This is a genomic window from Streptomyces sp. NPDC048197 (assembly GCF_043202395.1).
Taxonomy (GTDB): domain Bacteria; phylum Actinomycetota; class Actinomycetes; order Streptomycetales; family Streptomycetaceae; genus Streptomyces; species Streptomyces siderophoricus.
This window is the reverse complement of record NZ_JBIDAJ010000021.1, coordinates 18483-33003: the sequence shown is the minus strand read 5'-3', so window position 1 is coordinate 33003 and position 14521 is coordinate 18483. Positions and strand designations below refer to the sequence as shown.

Below are 14521 nucleotides of genomic sequence, written 5' to 3'. Positions count from 1 at the left end.
TCCTTCTCTGTTGTCATCTCTGTTGTCTTCTCCGATGTCTTCACCGGACCGGGAATTGCACGGTGGCCAACGGTAGCCAGTGACAGTTGGTCCCTTCACCTGCTTTTTCGCTACGTAAGGCGCAGCACATGCTTGCGCGAGGCGAAGCGCTACTGACACGCGCCCCTACTCGTCGACGGCTCCGTACCGGCCCGCCAAGAACGTCCACTGTGCCGGGCCCGGGCCGCCCACTCCCTGAGCTGCCACCGCAGGTGCAGGTGCAGGTGCAGGACTGTGGCGGATGTACCACTCGGTGGACAACAACCGCTCCCTGCCGTCCGCCGGGAGCCCGGCGATCACACCCGGCAGGGCACCCCGCTCCACCTCGCTGCGATGGGCCAGGACGGCAGCGACCTTCTGCTCCAGCCACGGGCCGACGTCGACGGCCGCGGTGATCTGTTCGTCCGGAACGCTGTACACCGCCTTGCGCACCCCGACCACCTCCGTCAGCGCCGGCACCACGGAACGCGGGTGGGTGGCCAGGTAGAGCGCGCTCGGCTGCCAGGATGCGCCGGCGTCCGGGTAGAGCTGGTCGAGCCCGGCCGCCTGGACCGCGAGGACGGTCACCCGGTGGGTGTGTACATGGTCCGGGTGACCGGGCAGCCCACCGTAGGCGTCATGTGTGACCACCACCTCCGGGCGGAAGTCCCGGATGTGCGCCACCAACCGCCGCACGGCTTCGTCGAGCGGCGCCTCGATGAAGGGCACGCTGTCCGGCGCAGACTGCGGTACGCGCGCATCGGCGAAGCCGAGCATCCGCGGCTCACCGGCACCGAGGATGCGCAGCGCCTCGGCCAACTCCGCGGCACGCCCGGTGCCCGCGGCCCAGGTCGCCGTGACGACTCCGGTGCGCGCTCCCGCCGCCGCATGCCCGGCGAGCACTCCGCCCGCCGACAACGATTCGTCGTCAGGATGGGCAAAGACCCCGAGCAGGCTCGGTACGGACATCGGCATCGACATCGACATCGCTGGACCACCTTCCGGTGCGGGAGTGTCGAATCATGGGCCGCCGGATCCATCGTCCCCGACCGGCTTGTCATCCCGGCCTGGCCCCATCATCCCCGCCTGACCCGTCACCCCCGCCCTGCCTCAGGCACAAGAGCGCGAACGGCGACGGGTGCCGGTGGCGCGGTCGTGTGCGCGGCGTTCGGCGGCGACCGCGCGGACGGCGGCGACCTGGGCCACCTTGCTGGCCCGCCTCCCGCAGCCACCCACCGAACAGGTCACCCACGTCGCGAACGCTCTGCGCCTGACGGCACTCGACGTCGAGGAGTCGGACAAGTACCAACCACATCAGGGAACTTGATGTTCGTAAGATGGCTAACTACCGCCCACTCAGGCCGAGTTGCCTCGCCCCTCGTGCACTATGGTCGCGTGGAGAGCGAAGCTGACCGCCCTGCGAACGCGAATCGCCATCTTCCCGTCCCCGTCGGCCGCGGCCGGCCTTCTGCTCCGGCGACAATCGAAGCCCCACTGACCCTGGGGGTGGAGGAGGAGTATCTACTGGTAGATCCGGTGACCCGGGAAGTGAGCCCCCAGGGCCAGAAGGTGGTGGCGCAGGCGTCCTCCTCCGGGCTCGGGGACCGGGTCGGCACGGAACTGACGTGTTATCAGGTCGAGGCTCGCACCGAACCGCACACCGTGGTACGTGAGCTCGGGGAGCAGATCCGGTCGATTCGGGCCGTTGTCGCCGATGCCGCCGGGCGTCAAGGCTTGCGCGTGGTCTCCAGCGGTTCGCCCGTTCTCGGGCAGTCGGTTCCGCCACCCATCTCGGACGGGACCAGGTACGCGCAGAGCGTCGCGACCTTCCGAGCCCTGGACGACGAGCAGACCGCCTGCGCCTGCCACATTCATGTGGGAATCGCGGACCTGGGCCGGGCGCTCCAGGTCAGCAATCATCTGCGGCCCTGGATCCCGGCTCTCATCGCCCTGACGGCCAACTCGCCGTACTGGAACGGCAGGGACACCGGCTATGCCAGTTGGCGTGTGATGACGTTGGCGCGCTGGCCGGTCTCCGGTCCGCCGCCGTACTTCGAATCTCCGGCCCATTTCCACGACCTCGTCGGGCGCGCCATCGAGGCGGGAGCGGTCATGGACCGTGGCGGCCTGTACTGGGACATCCGGCCCTCCAGTCATGTGCCGACCCTGGAGATCCGGGTGGCCGACGCGGCCGCCACCGCTGACGAGACCGTACTGTTCTCGGCCATCATCAGGGCCATGGTCGCGACCTCGCTGACGGCCATCGACGCAGCAGAACCGGCACCGCGTCCGCAGCCGGAGCTGCTGCGCGCGGCCTGCTGGCGGGCCGCGCGCGACGGCCTGGCCGGGCAAAGCGTCGATCTGCCCACCAGCCGCCTGGTCCCGGCGGCGGCCCGGGTGGACCGGCTCCTGAGGTGGATCCGGCCCGCACTGCGCGCATACGGTGATCTCGGGTTGGTGCGCTCCGGGTGGTCACGGCTGCGGGCCGTGGGCAATGGCGCCGACCGTCAACGCGTCGCCTATCAGCGCCGCCACAGCCTGCCCGACGTCGTCGACCACCTGATCGCCGCCACGACACCGACACCCACACCGACCTGGCGGTGAAACGGGTCTCCGGCCCACCGGCCGGTGAGGGGGTTCAGGACGCGTGGCGGGGCCAGGGGACGTCGGTGGCGACGGGTGCGGTGTAGTCGACGCCGGGAACGGCGAAGCCGTAGAGGCGCTGGACCTCGGCGTGGAACCAGTCGAGGTCGGCGAGTTGGGCGATGGTGTCGGTGGTGGCGGCCTGCCAGCGTTCGGCGACGGCGGTCTGGACGTCGGGGGCCAGTTCCCAGGTGTCGAGGCGTACGCGGCCGTCGTCGTCCAGGCCGAGGGGGCGGGCGCCGGTGAGCTGGTCCCACAGGTCGGTCAGCTGGGCGAGCGGCGGTACCACTCCCTCACCGAGGACGCCGCGGAGCAGTCCGACGTAGAGGGCGATGCCGGGGATGGCGGTGGAGGACTGGGTGACGGCGGCGCCGTTGACGGAGGTCACCGCACGGCCGCCGACGAGCTTTTCCAGGCGCTCGGTCAGGGCGCGGGCGGTGGCCTCCAGGTGGGCCTTGGCGGTACCGATGGTGCCGTGGCGGTAGATGGCGGCCGTCAACGGTGACCCGATGTAGGACAGGGCCGCGGTGCTGAACCCGTCCGCGAGCAGTCCGCGGTCGGCGAGGTGGTCGATCCACCGCTCCCAGTCAGCACCGCCCATCACCGCGACGGTCTGCTCGATGTCGTCGCCCGCGGCCGGCTGGGTCTCGACCTCCTTGATCTCGCCCGCCCCCTGGTCGTCGAAGACCAGCGTCTTGGTGCGGTGGGCATGGCCGATCGGCTTGAGTACGGAGGCGTAGAGGGCCCCGGTGTCGGGGTCGGTGCGGCGGGGCGCGGCGACGGAGTAGATCAGGTGGTCCAGGCGGCCGTCGAACCGCTGCTTGAGGAGGTCCGCGACCTGGTCCTTCATCTCGTCGGCGAAGGCGTCGCCGTTCAGGAAGACCATGTCGCGCCCCGCCTGGGTGGCGAGTTCAGCGGTCGCGGCGGTGCGGTACCAGCCGGCCGTCGCGGTACGCCGTTCGCTCGGGCCCTTCTCGAAGCAGACCCCGATGCCGCGGATCCCGACCCGCCGGAGGCCGGCGATGGTGGCGGCGAGCCCGTATCCGGCGGACGACCCGATGACCAGCGCCACCGGACCGTCCCCCGTCGGCGTCGCGGCGGGACCGGGCACGGCGGCCTGCCACATGTCCTCGACCAGGCGCCGGCAGCCTGCCGGGTGGGAGTCGAGGAAGAGGAAGCCGCGATGACGTGGGGCGATGACGCGTTCGGTCACGATCAGTCAGTCCTTAGGTCATTCGGACGTGAAGCAATTCGGACGTGCAGGTGGTGGCGGCGCCGAGCCCGGTCGGCGCGCCTTTGGCAAGTCTCCACCCGCACCGGAACGGACCGTTGCATCGGCAGGCACAGGGTTCATGATCTTGGATTGGAGCCTTTCCACTACCTCACGCGGGCGGGCCGCGTCGGGCAGCCCTCGTGAAGTAGTGGAAAAACAGAGGTGGCGCGGGCCCCGGCCCGGGCCCCGCGCCTCGCTGCCTCACCAGGCCGACGGCCGGGACCGGTCGCCGTCCTCGCTCTCCTCCGGCCACTCGATGGGGCGAGTGTCCGTCCGGTAGAGGATTCCGGGGTCAGGTGCGTATGCGTCGTCGTACGGCCCGCTCCAGTAGCCCCGCCGGGTACGCGGGAGGGGAACCTCGACCAGCTTCCCGTCGTGGATCATCCACAGCCCGAAGCAGTCGTCCTCCTCGTCGTGTATCAGGACCTGCACCGTCTCCGGCCTGGGCCACGGCAGGGATTCCAGATGTCTCAGCAATCCGGATCTGCTGTGCATCCGCACGAACTCCGCGCCCCAGCCGAATCCGTAGCCCGGGGCCATCGCGTGGAAGACGCCCTTCCAGGTACGGGAGTCGTCGTACCGCGTCAGCGGCTCCATGACCTCGTCCGCGCTCTGCGCCAGCACGATCACTTCAGCAATTCTGCTCATGCGGGGAGTATCACCGTCGGCCTCGGATCCACCAACCCGGTTTCGCCGCTGGTCAGACCCACCGTGCGGGAGGCCCCTCAGGGGGTGCAGGCCTCGGCGACCGAGAGGCTGTTCTCGTAGACGTGGTGCCGGGTGATCAGGCCGTCCTCCACGGACAGCCGCAGCGCGAAGGGCCCTTCGAAGGTCTTCCCGGTGGCCCGGACCGTCCCCGAGAGGTGGCCGGTCAGCACGGCGTCCGTGCCCTCCACCACGATCGCGTCGATGGAGAAGGCACCCTCGCCCGGGACCGTGTGCGCGGCCAGTTCGATCCAGTGGCCGGCGACGTCCGCACGGGTGGAACGGGGGCGGATCCAGGGGACCTGCGGGTTCTCGGCCACCATCCAGTCGACCTTCTCCGCGTAGACGGCGGCGATGTGCTCGGGGTCGCCGCCGGCGGCGCGGCGAAGGTACTCCTCCACGACAGCCCGGGTGTGCTCGGTGGTGGTGGTCGTCGTCGTCATGTTCGGTGGGTTCCTCTCCCCAGTGATGCAGTGATCAGTCATGTCAGTCACCAGTCATTCAGGCACCAGTCATGCGGGCGCCAGTCATGTCGTGACCTCGTGACCAGTCATGTAGTGATCAGCCTGCGCAAGGTGGCGAGGAGAGTCGATTACCTTGCAGGTAAGAGGTGGTCTCACGTGGCAGGTTGGGCGAGCTTCTGGTAGCGGGTCAGGGTGGCGGCCATGGCCAGGCCTCGGCTCTGCCAGTCGGTTGCGGACCACCTACGGGATCTTGAGACCACGAGGAGCCCATGGCAGGCTCATGCCGCATGATCGATGGATTCGCGAAAGACAACCTGCACGAGCGACTGCGGCGGGACCGCAAGGCGCTGCTCTGGAAACTCGACGGCTTGTCCGAATACGACGCCCGCCGACCTTTGACAGCGACCGGGACCAACCTCCTCGGCCTGGTCAAACACGTGGCCACCGTCGAGGCCAGGTACTTCGGCGAGGTCTTCGACCGCCCTTCTCCGGAACCGCTGCCCCGGTGGCAGGACTCCGACGGCAGCGATCTGTGGGCGGCCGAGGACGAGACCCGCGATCAAGTCATCGGGTTCTACCGGCGCACGTGGGAACACTCGGACGCGACGATCAACGGACTTCCCCTCGACGCCCCCGGCCACGTGCCGTGGTGGCCCAAGCCTCATGCCGACACCAACCTGTTCGCCGTCATGGTCCACGTCCTCGGCGAGTCCATCCGGCATGCCGGGCACGCCGATATCCTGCGCGAGGGCCTCGACGGCCGGACCGGGTTGCGCGCCGAACACGAGAAGCAGATCGACGAGGAAGCCCGTGCAGCCCACTGCGCGAAGATCGAGCAGGCCGCCAGGTCGGCCGCACCGATCAAGGCGTAGAGGTTGTCTCACGTGACTTGATGTTCGTGCGGCATGCTGCCGGCCGGGGACGCTGATCTATCGAAGCGTCTGGTTCTCGATGAACTCTGGGAGCTGGCCGCCCCGTTGCTGCCGTCGTTCGCTGCTCGTCCGCAAGGTGGTGGGACCGCTCCGCGAACATCTGGCCTGGTTGCGCGAGCGCGGGCTCGTCGTGCGCATGGCGCGGCCACGTGCGACACCCTCTGAGGAACCCCTGGTCAGTCGTGGCGGAACCCGCCGAATCCGCCACCGTGATCGTGATCGTGGTCGTGGTCACCCGGCCCACCGTGGTCGTGGTCGTGGTCACCCGGCCCACCGTGGTCGTGACCGTCGCCGTGGTCGTGATCGTGGTCGCCGCCCGGACCACCCGGACCGCCCGGCCTCCGCGGGAGTTCGACGGTGTCGCAGTAGATCACCGGCCCCGGCGTCGTGAGCTGGTTGGGGGCGTCGGGCGGGATGCCCTCGGTTTCGAGGACCATCAGACGCAGCGGCCCGCGCCGTCCGGGCGGTATCGGGATCTGGCCCGTGTAGAAGGGCGTGCGGGAGGACTCCGCGTCGACCGAGGTGAGTTGGGTGGTGGTGTCGTCGAGGTTCACCCAGCCCAGGTCGTCGTCATCGACCAGGCTGTTCCGGCGTTGCAGCGTGGCGGTGATCCGTGGCGGCCGGGGACCGGTGGGGTCCGTGGGGTCCCAGGAAGGGCCGCTGACGCTGACCGACAGCGGGTCGCCGAGCGTGACCCGCAACTCGCGGTCGGGCAGGGTGCGCACCAGGTCGGCGAGGACGACCTTGGAGATCTCGGCTCCGGGGACGGAATCCGGCTGATAGCGGACCAGGGCGAGCCGCACGAAGGGCAGACAGGCGTCCCCGGTGTCCAGGTCCAGGTCACAGAACCAGCGGCCGATCTTGTCCAGGTCATCGCCGTCCTTGGGAACGACCTTCTCGAACTGCGGGGTGAAGCCGACGACCCGTACGTGGAGGAGGGTCGAAGGAAGGTCGAGCGTGATCGGCTTCGGGGTCTGCGCCACCGCGTTGGTGAACATCTCCGGGGTCGGGGCCACGACCGGCGCGGAACGGTGGATGGGGTCGCGGCCCATCAGGGTGACCCAGGCGTCCCGTACGGACGTGGGGTCGCCTCCGGGCGGGTCGCCGAGAACCACGCCGAGCAGTTCGCCGTCGCCGGAGGAGTACCAGGGACGGTCCAGGTAGACCCGGATCCCGCGACCGTGCCGGCGGTGGACGATGACGCCGGGCGGTCCCTTGATCTCCTCCATGGTGAGGGTGGGTACGCAGTACTGCAGTCGGGGCGCCGTGGGACGCGCGCTGCTCGGTACGGAGTACTCCTCGGGCTGCCCCGCCACGGTCAGCCTGTTCTTGCCCGGCTCGGCGAACTCCGCCGGGAAGTAGTCGGCGAACTTGCTGGCGGCCACCGGGTGGTAGCGCACCATCCGGTGTTTGGTGTCGCCGAACTCGTGCTTGGCGGGCTTGGGCGGGTCAGGGTGCTTTTCCGGGTTCCCCACCGCAGCAGCGGCGTCCTCCTTCGCCTTCTTCTCCGCCGCCTCGGTATTGAAGGTCAGGACGCCGTCCTGGAGGATGGCGGGCTCGACGCCCGGGGCGCCCTTGTTGCTCGCCGCCCAGGCCGTCAGCAGGTCGAAGACCGGGACGGTCATCTCGCTGGTCTCGCGGCCTTCGCTGCCGGCGTCCCGCACCTCGGTCCATTCGGCGATCAGGTCGACCCGGTCCGTACTGGCCTCGTCCAGCGCGATGGCCCCGGTCAGGTGCTCGGCGGTCGCTCCGAGCGGACGCCGCGACGGATCAGGGTGGACGAGTGTCAACACCGGTGATTTCAGGGGCTGTTGCACCGCATGGACGAGTGTCAGTTCCTGCCAGGGGGTGAACATCCAGTGCCGGCTGGCGGCGGCCAGTGCCAGTACGTCGTCGGTGCGCCGCGCTGCCGCCGCCCTCCTCGCCGCCACTTCTCCCTCCCCCTCCATCGCGAGCCTCGGTGCCGAGTCCTGCTGCCCCCGGCACCAGCCGGCCACGCCCATGATCCGCTCGTCGAAGTCGATCATGGAGCACACCCGGACGGTCGCCACGACGCCCTTGGGCAGGAAGACGGTCAGCACCCGGGACGCCTCGTCGAAGCGCGGCCGCGCATTGCCCTCGGCCAGCCGCAGCCTGAGGGAGCGCGGGCGGTGCCAGACATCGCCGTCCCAGGCCACCGCGAAGGGTTGCCCTTCGGTCATGCCCGGCAGGTCCAGGAAGACGGCGCCCGTGGACAACGGATCGGGCAGGTAGGGCAGTTCGACCTGCTCGCCCGTGTGCAGAACGGTGTTCGCCGGGTTCTCGGGGTCCGCCGCCGGCGACTTGACCGGCTCCACTACGACGTCCGGCTGGGACGGGTCGCTCAGCGAGCCGCTCTCCCGTACGGCCAGGTCGTAGACGGCGTTCTGTACGTTCGGGTCGGTGGATCCGATGGCCTCGTCCAGCAGTCCGTGCCACTCGATGCAGCGCAGCGACGCCTTCGGCGCCACCACATGGCGTTCGTCGGTACCCCGGTACGGAGCATGGCCTCCCGAGGTGACCAGCGGCGACCGGTTGAAGTCCGCGGCGTACTGCTCCGCCGTCATACCGTCTCCGGTGCCGACCGCGGTGCCGGTTCCCGTTCCGGGGCCGGTGCCGCCGTCGTCGCAGTCGACGGCGAAGCCGCTCTTGAGGCCGAGGTCGGTGAGAGTGGAGCAGCCGGGCTTGCCGTCGGCGGCGGTTCCCGTGAAGCCGTGGGCCTCTTGCCAGCGGGAATAGGCGGCCGTGGTCTGCTTGCCGAAGAATCCGGTCGGGCCGGCCTCGATGGTGAAGCCCTGGTCGATGAGGGCCTGCTGGACGATACGTACCTCGTCGTTGCTCATGCCGGGCTGGACATGATGCAGGTGGACGATGATCTGTGGCGTCCCCGGAGTGGCCGGCGGCGGGCCGGACCCCGGGCTGCTCCGGATCACCATACGGAACTCCGAAGCGCCTTCCCCGAACCCGAATCTGCCCACCACGGCGGGCGCCAGAACGGGTTCGAACCTCTGGAAGGTCAGTAGCTCCGCGTCCTTGGGGAGCAGCAGGGCCTCCCGGTCCTTCAGGCCGTCGGCGGCCGCCACGCCCGCTCCGTTGTCCGTCAGGTCGACCAGGGCGTCGGCCTCCCCCTTGTCGAGCCCGTTGCCCGCCAGGTCGACGGTGCGCATGCGTACCCGGTACTCGTGGCCGATCCGCAGCCTGGGCAGCGTGCCGGGCCGCACCTTCGGCGTGAATTCCAACGGCAGTTTCGTCTGTGCCTCGTTGTTGAGCGGTACCGGCTGGTTGGGGTGCCGGTCCTCGTCGACCGAGCCCGCATCGGTGTCCAGTACCAGGCCCGGCCGGGGCGCGGACAGTGACCAGCCGTCCCAGGTGACCAGTTGCTCGGGCACGTAGAGGTGGTCGGGGTGCATCGCCTCGGGGGGTGGTCTGAGCAGGTGGGCCTGGAAGAAGCCCTCGTCGGAGGCCCTGAGCAGGAGCGGTCCGCCGTGCGGCTTCCGGTATTCCACCTCGCGCTCGTGCAGCGAGAACCACTGCCGTCGGGTCTCGTCCCAGACGTCCAGCCGGTGGCCGCGCACCAGGTTTTCGGCGAACAGTTCGGGGGCGGGCACTTCGTCACCCGCGGCGTGCGGGGCGGCTCCCGGATTCTGCGGGTCGGGTGGCGCACCTCGCGCCTTCTGCTGCTTGACCACCTCGCTGAACGCCAAGTCATGCTCGGCCGCCCGGGCGAACTCCTGCCGGAGGCTTTCCATGCGCTGGTCCCTGACCAGCGCGATCCCATGGGTCCGCACCGTGGCGAGTCCGGTGGCGTCCTTGGCGGGCCCGACCATCTTGCCCGCGGCGGCGTCGATGTCGGCCGGTTCGAGAGTGAAGTTCCCCTGCAGTTCCACCAGGCCGCGGGAGGGCGGCGTCAGCGGGCCGTCGGTGGGTTCCACGGCCCGGGGAGTGAAGGCGCGGCGGTCCGGCAGGAAGACATACCGCGTCCGGGGCGACACGTTGTGCGACGCTGCCTCTCCCATTTCGGGCTTCCAGTGGGGGATGACCTTCAGGAACAGCTGGCCTGACGAGACGGGGAGCAGGCCGGCCGGCAGGCGGAAGTCCAGGACGAGTCCGAGTTGCCGCAGCAGTGTGGGATGGTCGCCGAGCCAGGTGAGCATCTGGTGGAAGTCGGGATCGTGCTTCTCGGGTCGCGGTGGTGGCGGCGGTTCTTCGCCGGCGAGGGTGGACGTCCTCTCGGGCATGGGGATCGTGTGGAAGTTGTGCAGGCTCTGGAGCTCCGAAGGCATCGGTGGTTCGTCGTCCGCGGTGGTGTCGCCGACCGCTGTGGGCTCGTCCCTGGGGCCCACGTCGCCGGTGCCCGCGGAGCCCCCTGAGCCGTCGCTCGGAGAGCCACCATTCGTTGAACCGCCTTCCGTGGAACCGCCGTTGGCTGAACCGCCGTTGGTTGATCCGCCGTCCGTAGGGCTGTCGCTCGATGGCATCACCAGGCCTTGGGTAGGAGGTGGCACCTCGGGTGACTTCATGGCCGCTTCGACGTACTTGTCCTTGGTGAAGGTGCTGACCTGCTTGGTGGAGTAGGTCTCGCAGATCTTGTCCGTATGGCTTTCGAAGGTGTAGGGATCGAGCGGCGTGCCCTTGCCGAAGAGGCTCGTCCACAAGTCCGCATTGGGGGCGGGACCTTGCGGCTTCAGCCCGGTGACGAAGGTCGTCGAGGGGGCGGGCGTCGTGTGGGGCTCCGTGTCCGCCTCGGTGGAGGTGGAGGGCTCGCGGGTGCCCGCGCCGGTGGCAAAGTCAAAAGTGGCGTTCGCGATCTTCTCCGGCCAGCGCAGGAAATCGGGGAAGGGCCCCAGCGTGGCGCGCTTCGTCGGGTCGGGTGGGACGGGCGGGGCGGGCCCCAGCAGTCGCGGCGCGATGAACACCGACACCTTGACCTGCGTACCGTCGGCCGTCAGCCCGGCGGGCAGAACGGTCCAGTTGATCTGCTGTTCGAAGTCCATGGTGGTCTCCACGCGGCTCGCTCACGCGGCGAACGCCGCGCAGTATTCCGGCCAGTCCTGCTCCTTCGAGAAGCACTGCGCGAAGGTCGGGTCGACCGGCGCGCCGGCGAAGGTCCGCTCCAGTTCGAGCGAGACGGATTTGCTGAAGAAGGCGATCCGTACGCTGACCGTGAGGGTGCCCCGGCCACGGACGATCGACTGCTTGCCCTTCTTCTCGTACGTGAGCTCCAGATAGAACTCGACGGACACCGTGACGATGCCCAACACCGTCAGGAAGCCGTTGCACCGCAGATAGCCGGACAACTTCACTTCGTTCTTGGCGAGCATGAAGCGGATACCCGCCATGATGGAGACCCCGCCGCTCGCGACCCCGAGGTCCAGCGCCGCGGCGCCGCCGAACTCGATGGCGCCCTCCGCCTCCTGCACGCCGCTGGCGTCGACCAGCAGGGAGAAGTAGCCGCCACCACCGAACAGGGAGACCGTGAGGGTGAAGGGGTGCTTCTGCTCGGAGACCGAGAAACGGAACGAGACCGGCTTGCCGTCGAAGGGGATCGCCAGCTCGGCCGACAGGGCGAGGTTGGCCAGGTTGAAGACGCCGAGCGGCATGGCGGGAAGGGCGAGCTTGTAGCCGGCACGGATGCCGGTGGGCTGGACGTCGATGAACGCGCCGGGGCCGAAGGCCTCAGCGGGCAGGGCACTGCGGAGGGTGTTGACGAACTCCAGGGCACCGCGGAACTTCAGCTCCACACCGGAGGCCGCCACGTCGGGCTTCTGCCCCGGACCGGTCTTGAACTTCAGCTCCTTGAACTCCACACGAGCCATACCCAGGAAGTCCAGCGCGAAGTTGCTCAGGTTGCCCTGCACCGTGGATTGGGCGACGGCGTCCTTCGAACGGACGGTCCGGGCATCCAGGATCAGCGAAGCCTTGGACACGTCGATCAGGGGCAGGGCACCCCCGGTCGGCGGCTCCAGCGGCGGCTTCCACACGTAGCGCAGTTCCTTGCCCTGTCCATCGGCCAGGTCGCGCATGCGCAGCACGGGTGCGGGCAGCAGCCCTGTCTCCTTCGAGAGGATGTTCTCGATCTGTTTGTCGCTCAGCTGTCGCAGTGTGCCGAGTTGGTCCTTGACCAGCTTCTTCAGGTACTGGCCGAGGTCGATGCCGAGCAACTGCGCCCCGCCGAAGGCGTCCCTGATGGATTTGATATCCGCCGCATCGGCGACCGCACCGGTGGCGTCCGTTTGGAAGACGTCGGGGATGACACCCGCCTGGCTGGTGATCACCTTCACCGCGGCGTTGGGACTGGAGAGTCCGCCCGCCTGCTCCGCCCCGAAGGCGAGCTTGAGCGGGTCCGTCAGGTTCAGGTACGCCCCTGCCGGATGCCCGGCCATGGTCTGGCTCAAATACGTGGCGTTGAACTCGACCTTGAGATTGCCGGCGTTCGGGGTGAACTGCTCCACGGCGGGGACCCGGACCTCCGCGGCCGCCACACAGGGCTGGCCCACCACGGGCGCACCTTCCGGGCCGAGCCGGAAGGTCAGGGAGCCGACCGCGTGGCTGGTGCTGCCGGCAGCGCCGTCGGGGGGCTGCGCCATGGCCATCACCTGGCCGTGCAGATCCCGGTTCTGGCGCTGGTCCATCTTTTTCTTGGTTTCCTTCGCCGGGTCGTGCAGGGCCTTCAACTGCTTGTCCTCATCCAGCAGTCCGTCGGGCACGAATATCAGCGGCATGGTGAAGCTGACCTTGCGGCCCTCGGTATCCGTGCCGATCAGGGTGAATTCGTGGTCCTCGCCTGATGCTTTGAGGCGCACCCAAAAAGCCTTGATATCCGGTTTGTCCTCTTCGGGGGGCAGTGGGGGGTTGGCAGGGACGTCGGGCGGAATGATCAGCGGAGTGACGCGGTCGGTGATGCGCAGCACCCGGAACGGCATCTCGCGTCCCTCGTGCTGGAAGCCGGTGGCCGCTCCGTACGTCATCTCCGGCTGCTTGACGATGATCCGGTCCTCCCGCTGCAGGTAGGCGACGATTCCGTCGTCCGGGCGCGCGATGAAGAGCCGCTTGTACTCCTGCATGTGCAGGGCCTCATGGCCCGTGGAAAGGCGGCCGTGGTGGACGATGCGGACGTACTGGTCACGTCCCAGGCCTGTGATGTGGTCGTACGCCACCAGATTCGGAGCCCGCCGACCGACCTCCTTGTAGCGGTCGAGGGCGGGCTTCGACAGCGGCTCCCAGGCGCCGTGCAGATGGGCCGAAGTGCCCATGGGCGTGAGGAGGAACTGCTCCGCGCGCAAGGGATCACTGTGGACTTCGAGCGGCCCACCTATTCCGGGCAACGGGATGCGGCTGGTTTGGGTGACGAGGTCCTGCAGGACAACGTCTACGTACGGCGCACCCGGTGGCAGCGTCCCCCCGTTCGTGACCATTGCGAAGGCCCGCAACTTCACGCCGCTGCCGTCCGGTGCACCGGGCCCGGCGCCGTCCGGTGCAGCGTGCAGCCGGGCGTGCCACAACGCGGTGCGGCCGTCGGCTTGTTGGGGTTGGGTCGCGCCCAACCAGTCCACGGGCTCGTCGTAGCTGATCAACAGCCGGATGGGGAACTCGATGACGCTTCTGGGGACGCCCTGGAAGACGGTCGTCCCCGGCGTGTCCGGGCTCTTTTGGCCGTCCGGCACCCTGAGCGGCACCAGGCGCTCCCAGTCGAGCAAGCCGTCCAGGGACAGCTCCAGCTCCTTGATGTCCGCCGGCACCGAGAAGGCCAGCCGGGTGGAGCCGGCGGTGACCGCCTTCATGGGAGCAGTGACCTTGTTCAGGTCATCGGGCACCTCTTCGGCCACATGCTGCGGAGGCAGTCCGACCAGGACGAACGCGTTCGGCGCGTCCGAGTTGCGCACGAGGCGCTGGCGACCGCCGTCGAAGTGCAGACCCACGAGTGCGATGTCGACGACCAGCATGTCTGCGGGCCGCACCACCCGGAACGGTCCCTCCGCGACGTCGTCCTCGTGGGGTGGAGGCTCGTGTGGTGGAGGCTCATGTGTAGGAGGCCGCCCGGTGCCGGAGCCCGTGCCCCCGCCGAAACCGCCACCAGGACCTCCACCACCCCCGCCAAAGCCACCCCCACCGCCAGGCCCACCACCGAAGCCGCCACCCCCGCCAGGCCCCCCACCGCCCCCACCGAAGCCACCGCCCCCGAAGCCACCGCCGAAACCGCCGCCCCCGAACCCTCCGCCTCCCCCGAAGCCGCCTCCCCCGCCGCCGAACCCTCCGCCGCCGGCACGGTCGCCGCGCTCGCCGCCGTGGTCGTCGCCGTGGCCGTCGGACTGGTCGTCATCGGGATGGTTTCGCAGCTCCGCCCCGAGCCACAGGGAGACAGGACGGCGGGAAGGGAACGACATGAGGAACGCCTCACCCGAGCTCATGAAGGTGTGCAGAGACCGTGCGAGGGGCGAGGTGCACAGGCACCTTCACCTCTCTTCCAT

General features: G+C 69.1%; 8 protein-coding genes. 2 read left to right on the top strand and 6 right to left on the bottom strand.

The annotated features are described in order from the left end of the window. Nucleotides 1-165 precede the first annotated feature (165 nt). Nucleotides 166-987, bottom strand: a complete 822-nt coding sequence (locus tag ACGF4C_RS25330; RefSeq protein WP_393569196.1) for a PIG-L deacetylase family protein — start codon at nt 985-987, stop codon at nt 166-168. Between the two features lie 537 nt (nt 988-1524). On the opposite strand from ACGF4C_RS25330, the gene ACGF4C_RS25325 reads away from it, so the two are divergent. Continuing rightward, nucleotides 1525-2622, top strand: a complete 1098-nt coding sequence (locus tag ACGF4C_RS25325) for a glutamate--cysteine ligase (protein ID WP_393569101.1) — start codon at nt 1525-1527, stop codon at nt 2620-2622. 34 nt (nt 2623-2656) lie between these two features. Here the strand turns inward: ACGF4C_RS25325 and fabV are convergent, their stop codons facing one another. The 3 genes from fabV to ACGF4C_RS25310 form a co-directional block, all read right to left on the bottom strand. Further along, complete coding sequence (fabV, locus tag ACGF4C_RS25320; RefSeq protein WP_393569100.1) at nt 2657-3874, bottom strand: enoyl-[acyl-carrier-protein] reductase FabV; 1218 nt, start codon at nt 3872-3874, stop codon at nt 2657-2659. A 261-nt stretch (nt 3875-4135) separates the two neighbouring features. Beyond that, nucleotides 4136-4582, bottom strand: coding sequence for a hypothetical protein (locus ACGF4C_RS25315; protein ID WP_393569099.1), 447 nt, complete (start codon nt 4580-4582; stop codon nt 4136-4138). A 77-nt stretch (nt 4583-4659) separates the two neighbouring features. Then, nucleotides 4660-5082 (bottom strand): nuclear transport factor 2 family protein, encoded by a 423-nt coding sequence (locus tag ACGF4C_RS25310; protein WP_393569098.1) that lies wholly within the window; start codon nt 5080-5082, stop codon nt 4660-4662. 308 nt (nt 5083-5390) lie between these two features. On the opposite strand from ACGF4C_RS25310, the gene ACGF4C_RS25305 reads away from it, so the two are divergent. Then, entirely contained in the window at nt 5391-5975 is a 585-nt protein-coding gene (locus tag ACGF4C_RS25305; RefSeq protein ID WP_393569097.1) for a DinB family protein, read from the top strand. A 236-nt stretch (nt 5976-6211) separates the two neighbouring features. Here ACGF4C_RS25305 and ACGF4C_RS25300 read toward each other — a convergent pair whose 3' ends face one another. Both ACGF4C_RS25300 and ACGF4C_RS25295 read right to left on the bottom strand, forming a co-directional pair. Beyond that, on the bottom strand, nt 6212-11047 hold the full coding sequence (locus ACGF4C_RS25300) for a peptidoglycan-binding domain-containing protein (protein WP_393569096.1): 4836 nt from the start codon (nt 11045-11047) through the stop codon (nt 6212-6214). Nucleotides 11048-11068: 21 nt separating this feature from the next. Then, the gene (locus ACGF4C_RS25295) at nt 11069-14014 is read right to left on the bottom strand and encodes a hypothetical protein (RefSeq protein ID WP_393569095.1); all 2946 of its coding nucleotides are present in this window, start codon (nt 14012-14014) and stop codon (nt 11069-11071) included. Nucleotides 14015-14521: the final 507 nt, after the last annotated feature.

Bases quoted from the DNA above. Each gene is read 5' to 3' on its own strand.
- ACGF4C_RS25330 (WP_393569196.1), bottom strand. From the start codon at position 987: ATGTCCGTACCGAGCCTGCTCGGGGTCTTTGCCCATCCTGACGACGAA.
- ACGF4C_RS25315 (WP_393569099.1), bottom strand. From the start codon at position 4,582: ATGAGCAGAATTGCTGAAGTGATCGTGCTGGCGCAGAGCGCGGACGAG.
- ACGF4C_RS25310 (WP_393569098.1), bottom strand. From the start codon at position 5,082: ATGACGACGACGACCACCACCACCGAGCACACCCGGGCTGTCGTGGAG.
- ACGF4C_RS25305 (WP_393569097.1), top strand. From the start codon at position 5,391: ATGATCGATGGATTCGCGAAAGACAACCTGCACGAGCGACTGCGGCGG.
- ACGF4C_RS25300 (WP_393569096.1), bottom strand. From the start codon at position 11,047: ATGGACTTCGAACAGCAGATCAACTGGACCGTTCTGCCCGCCGGGCTG.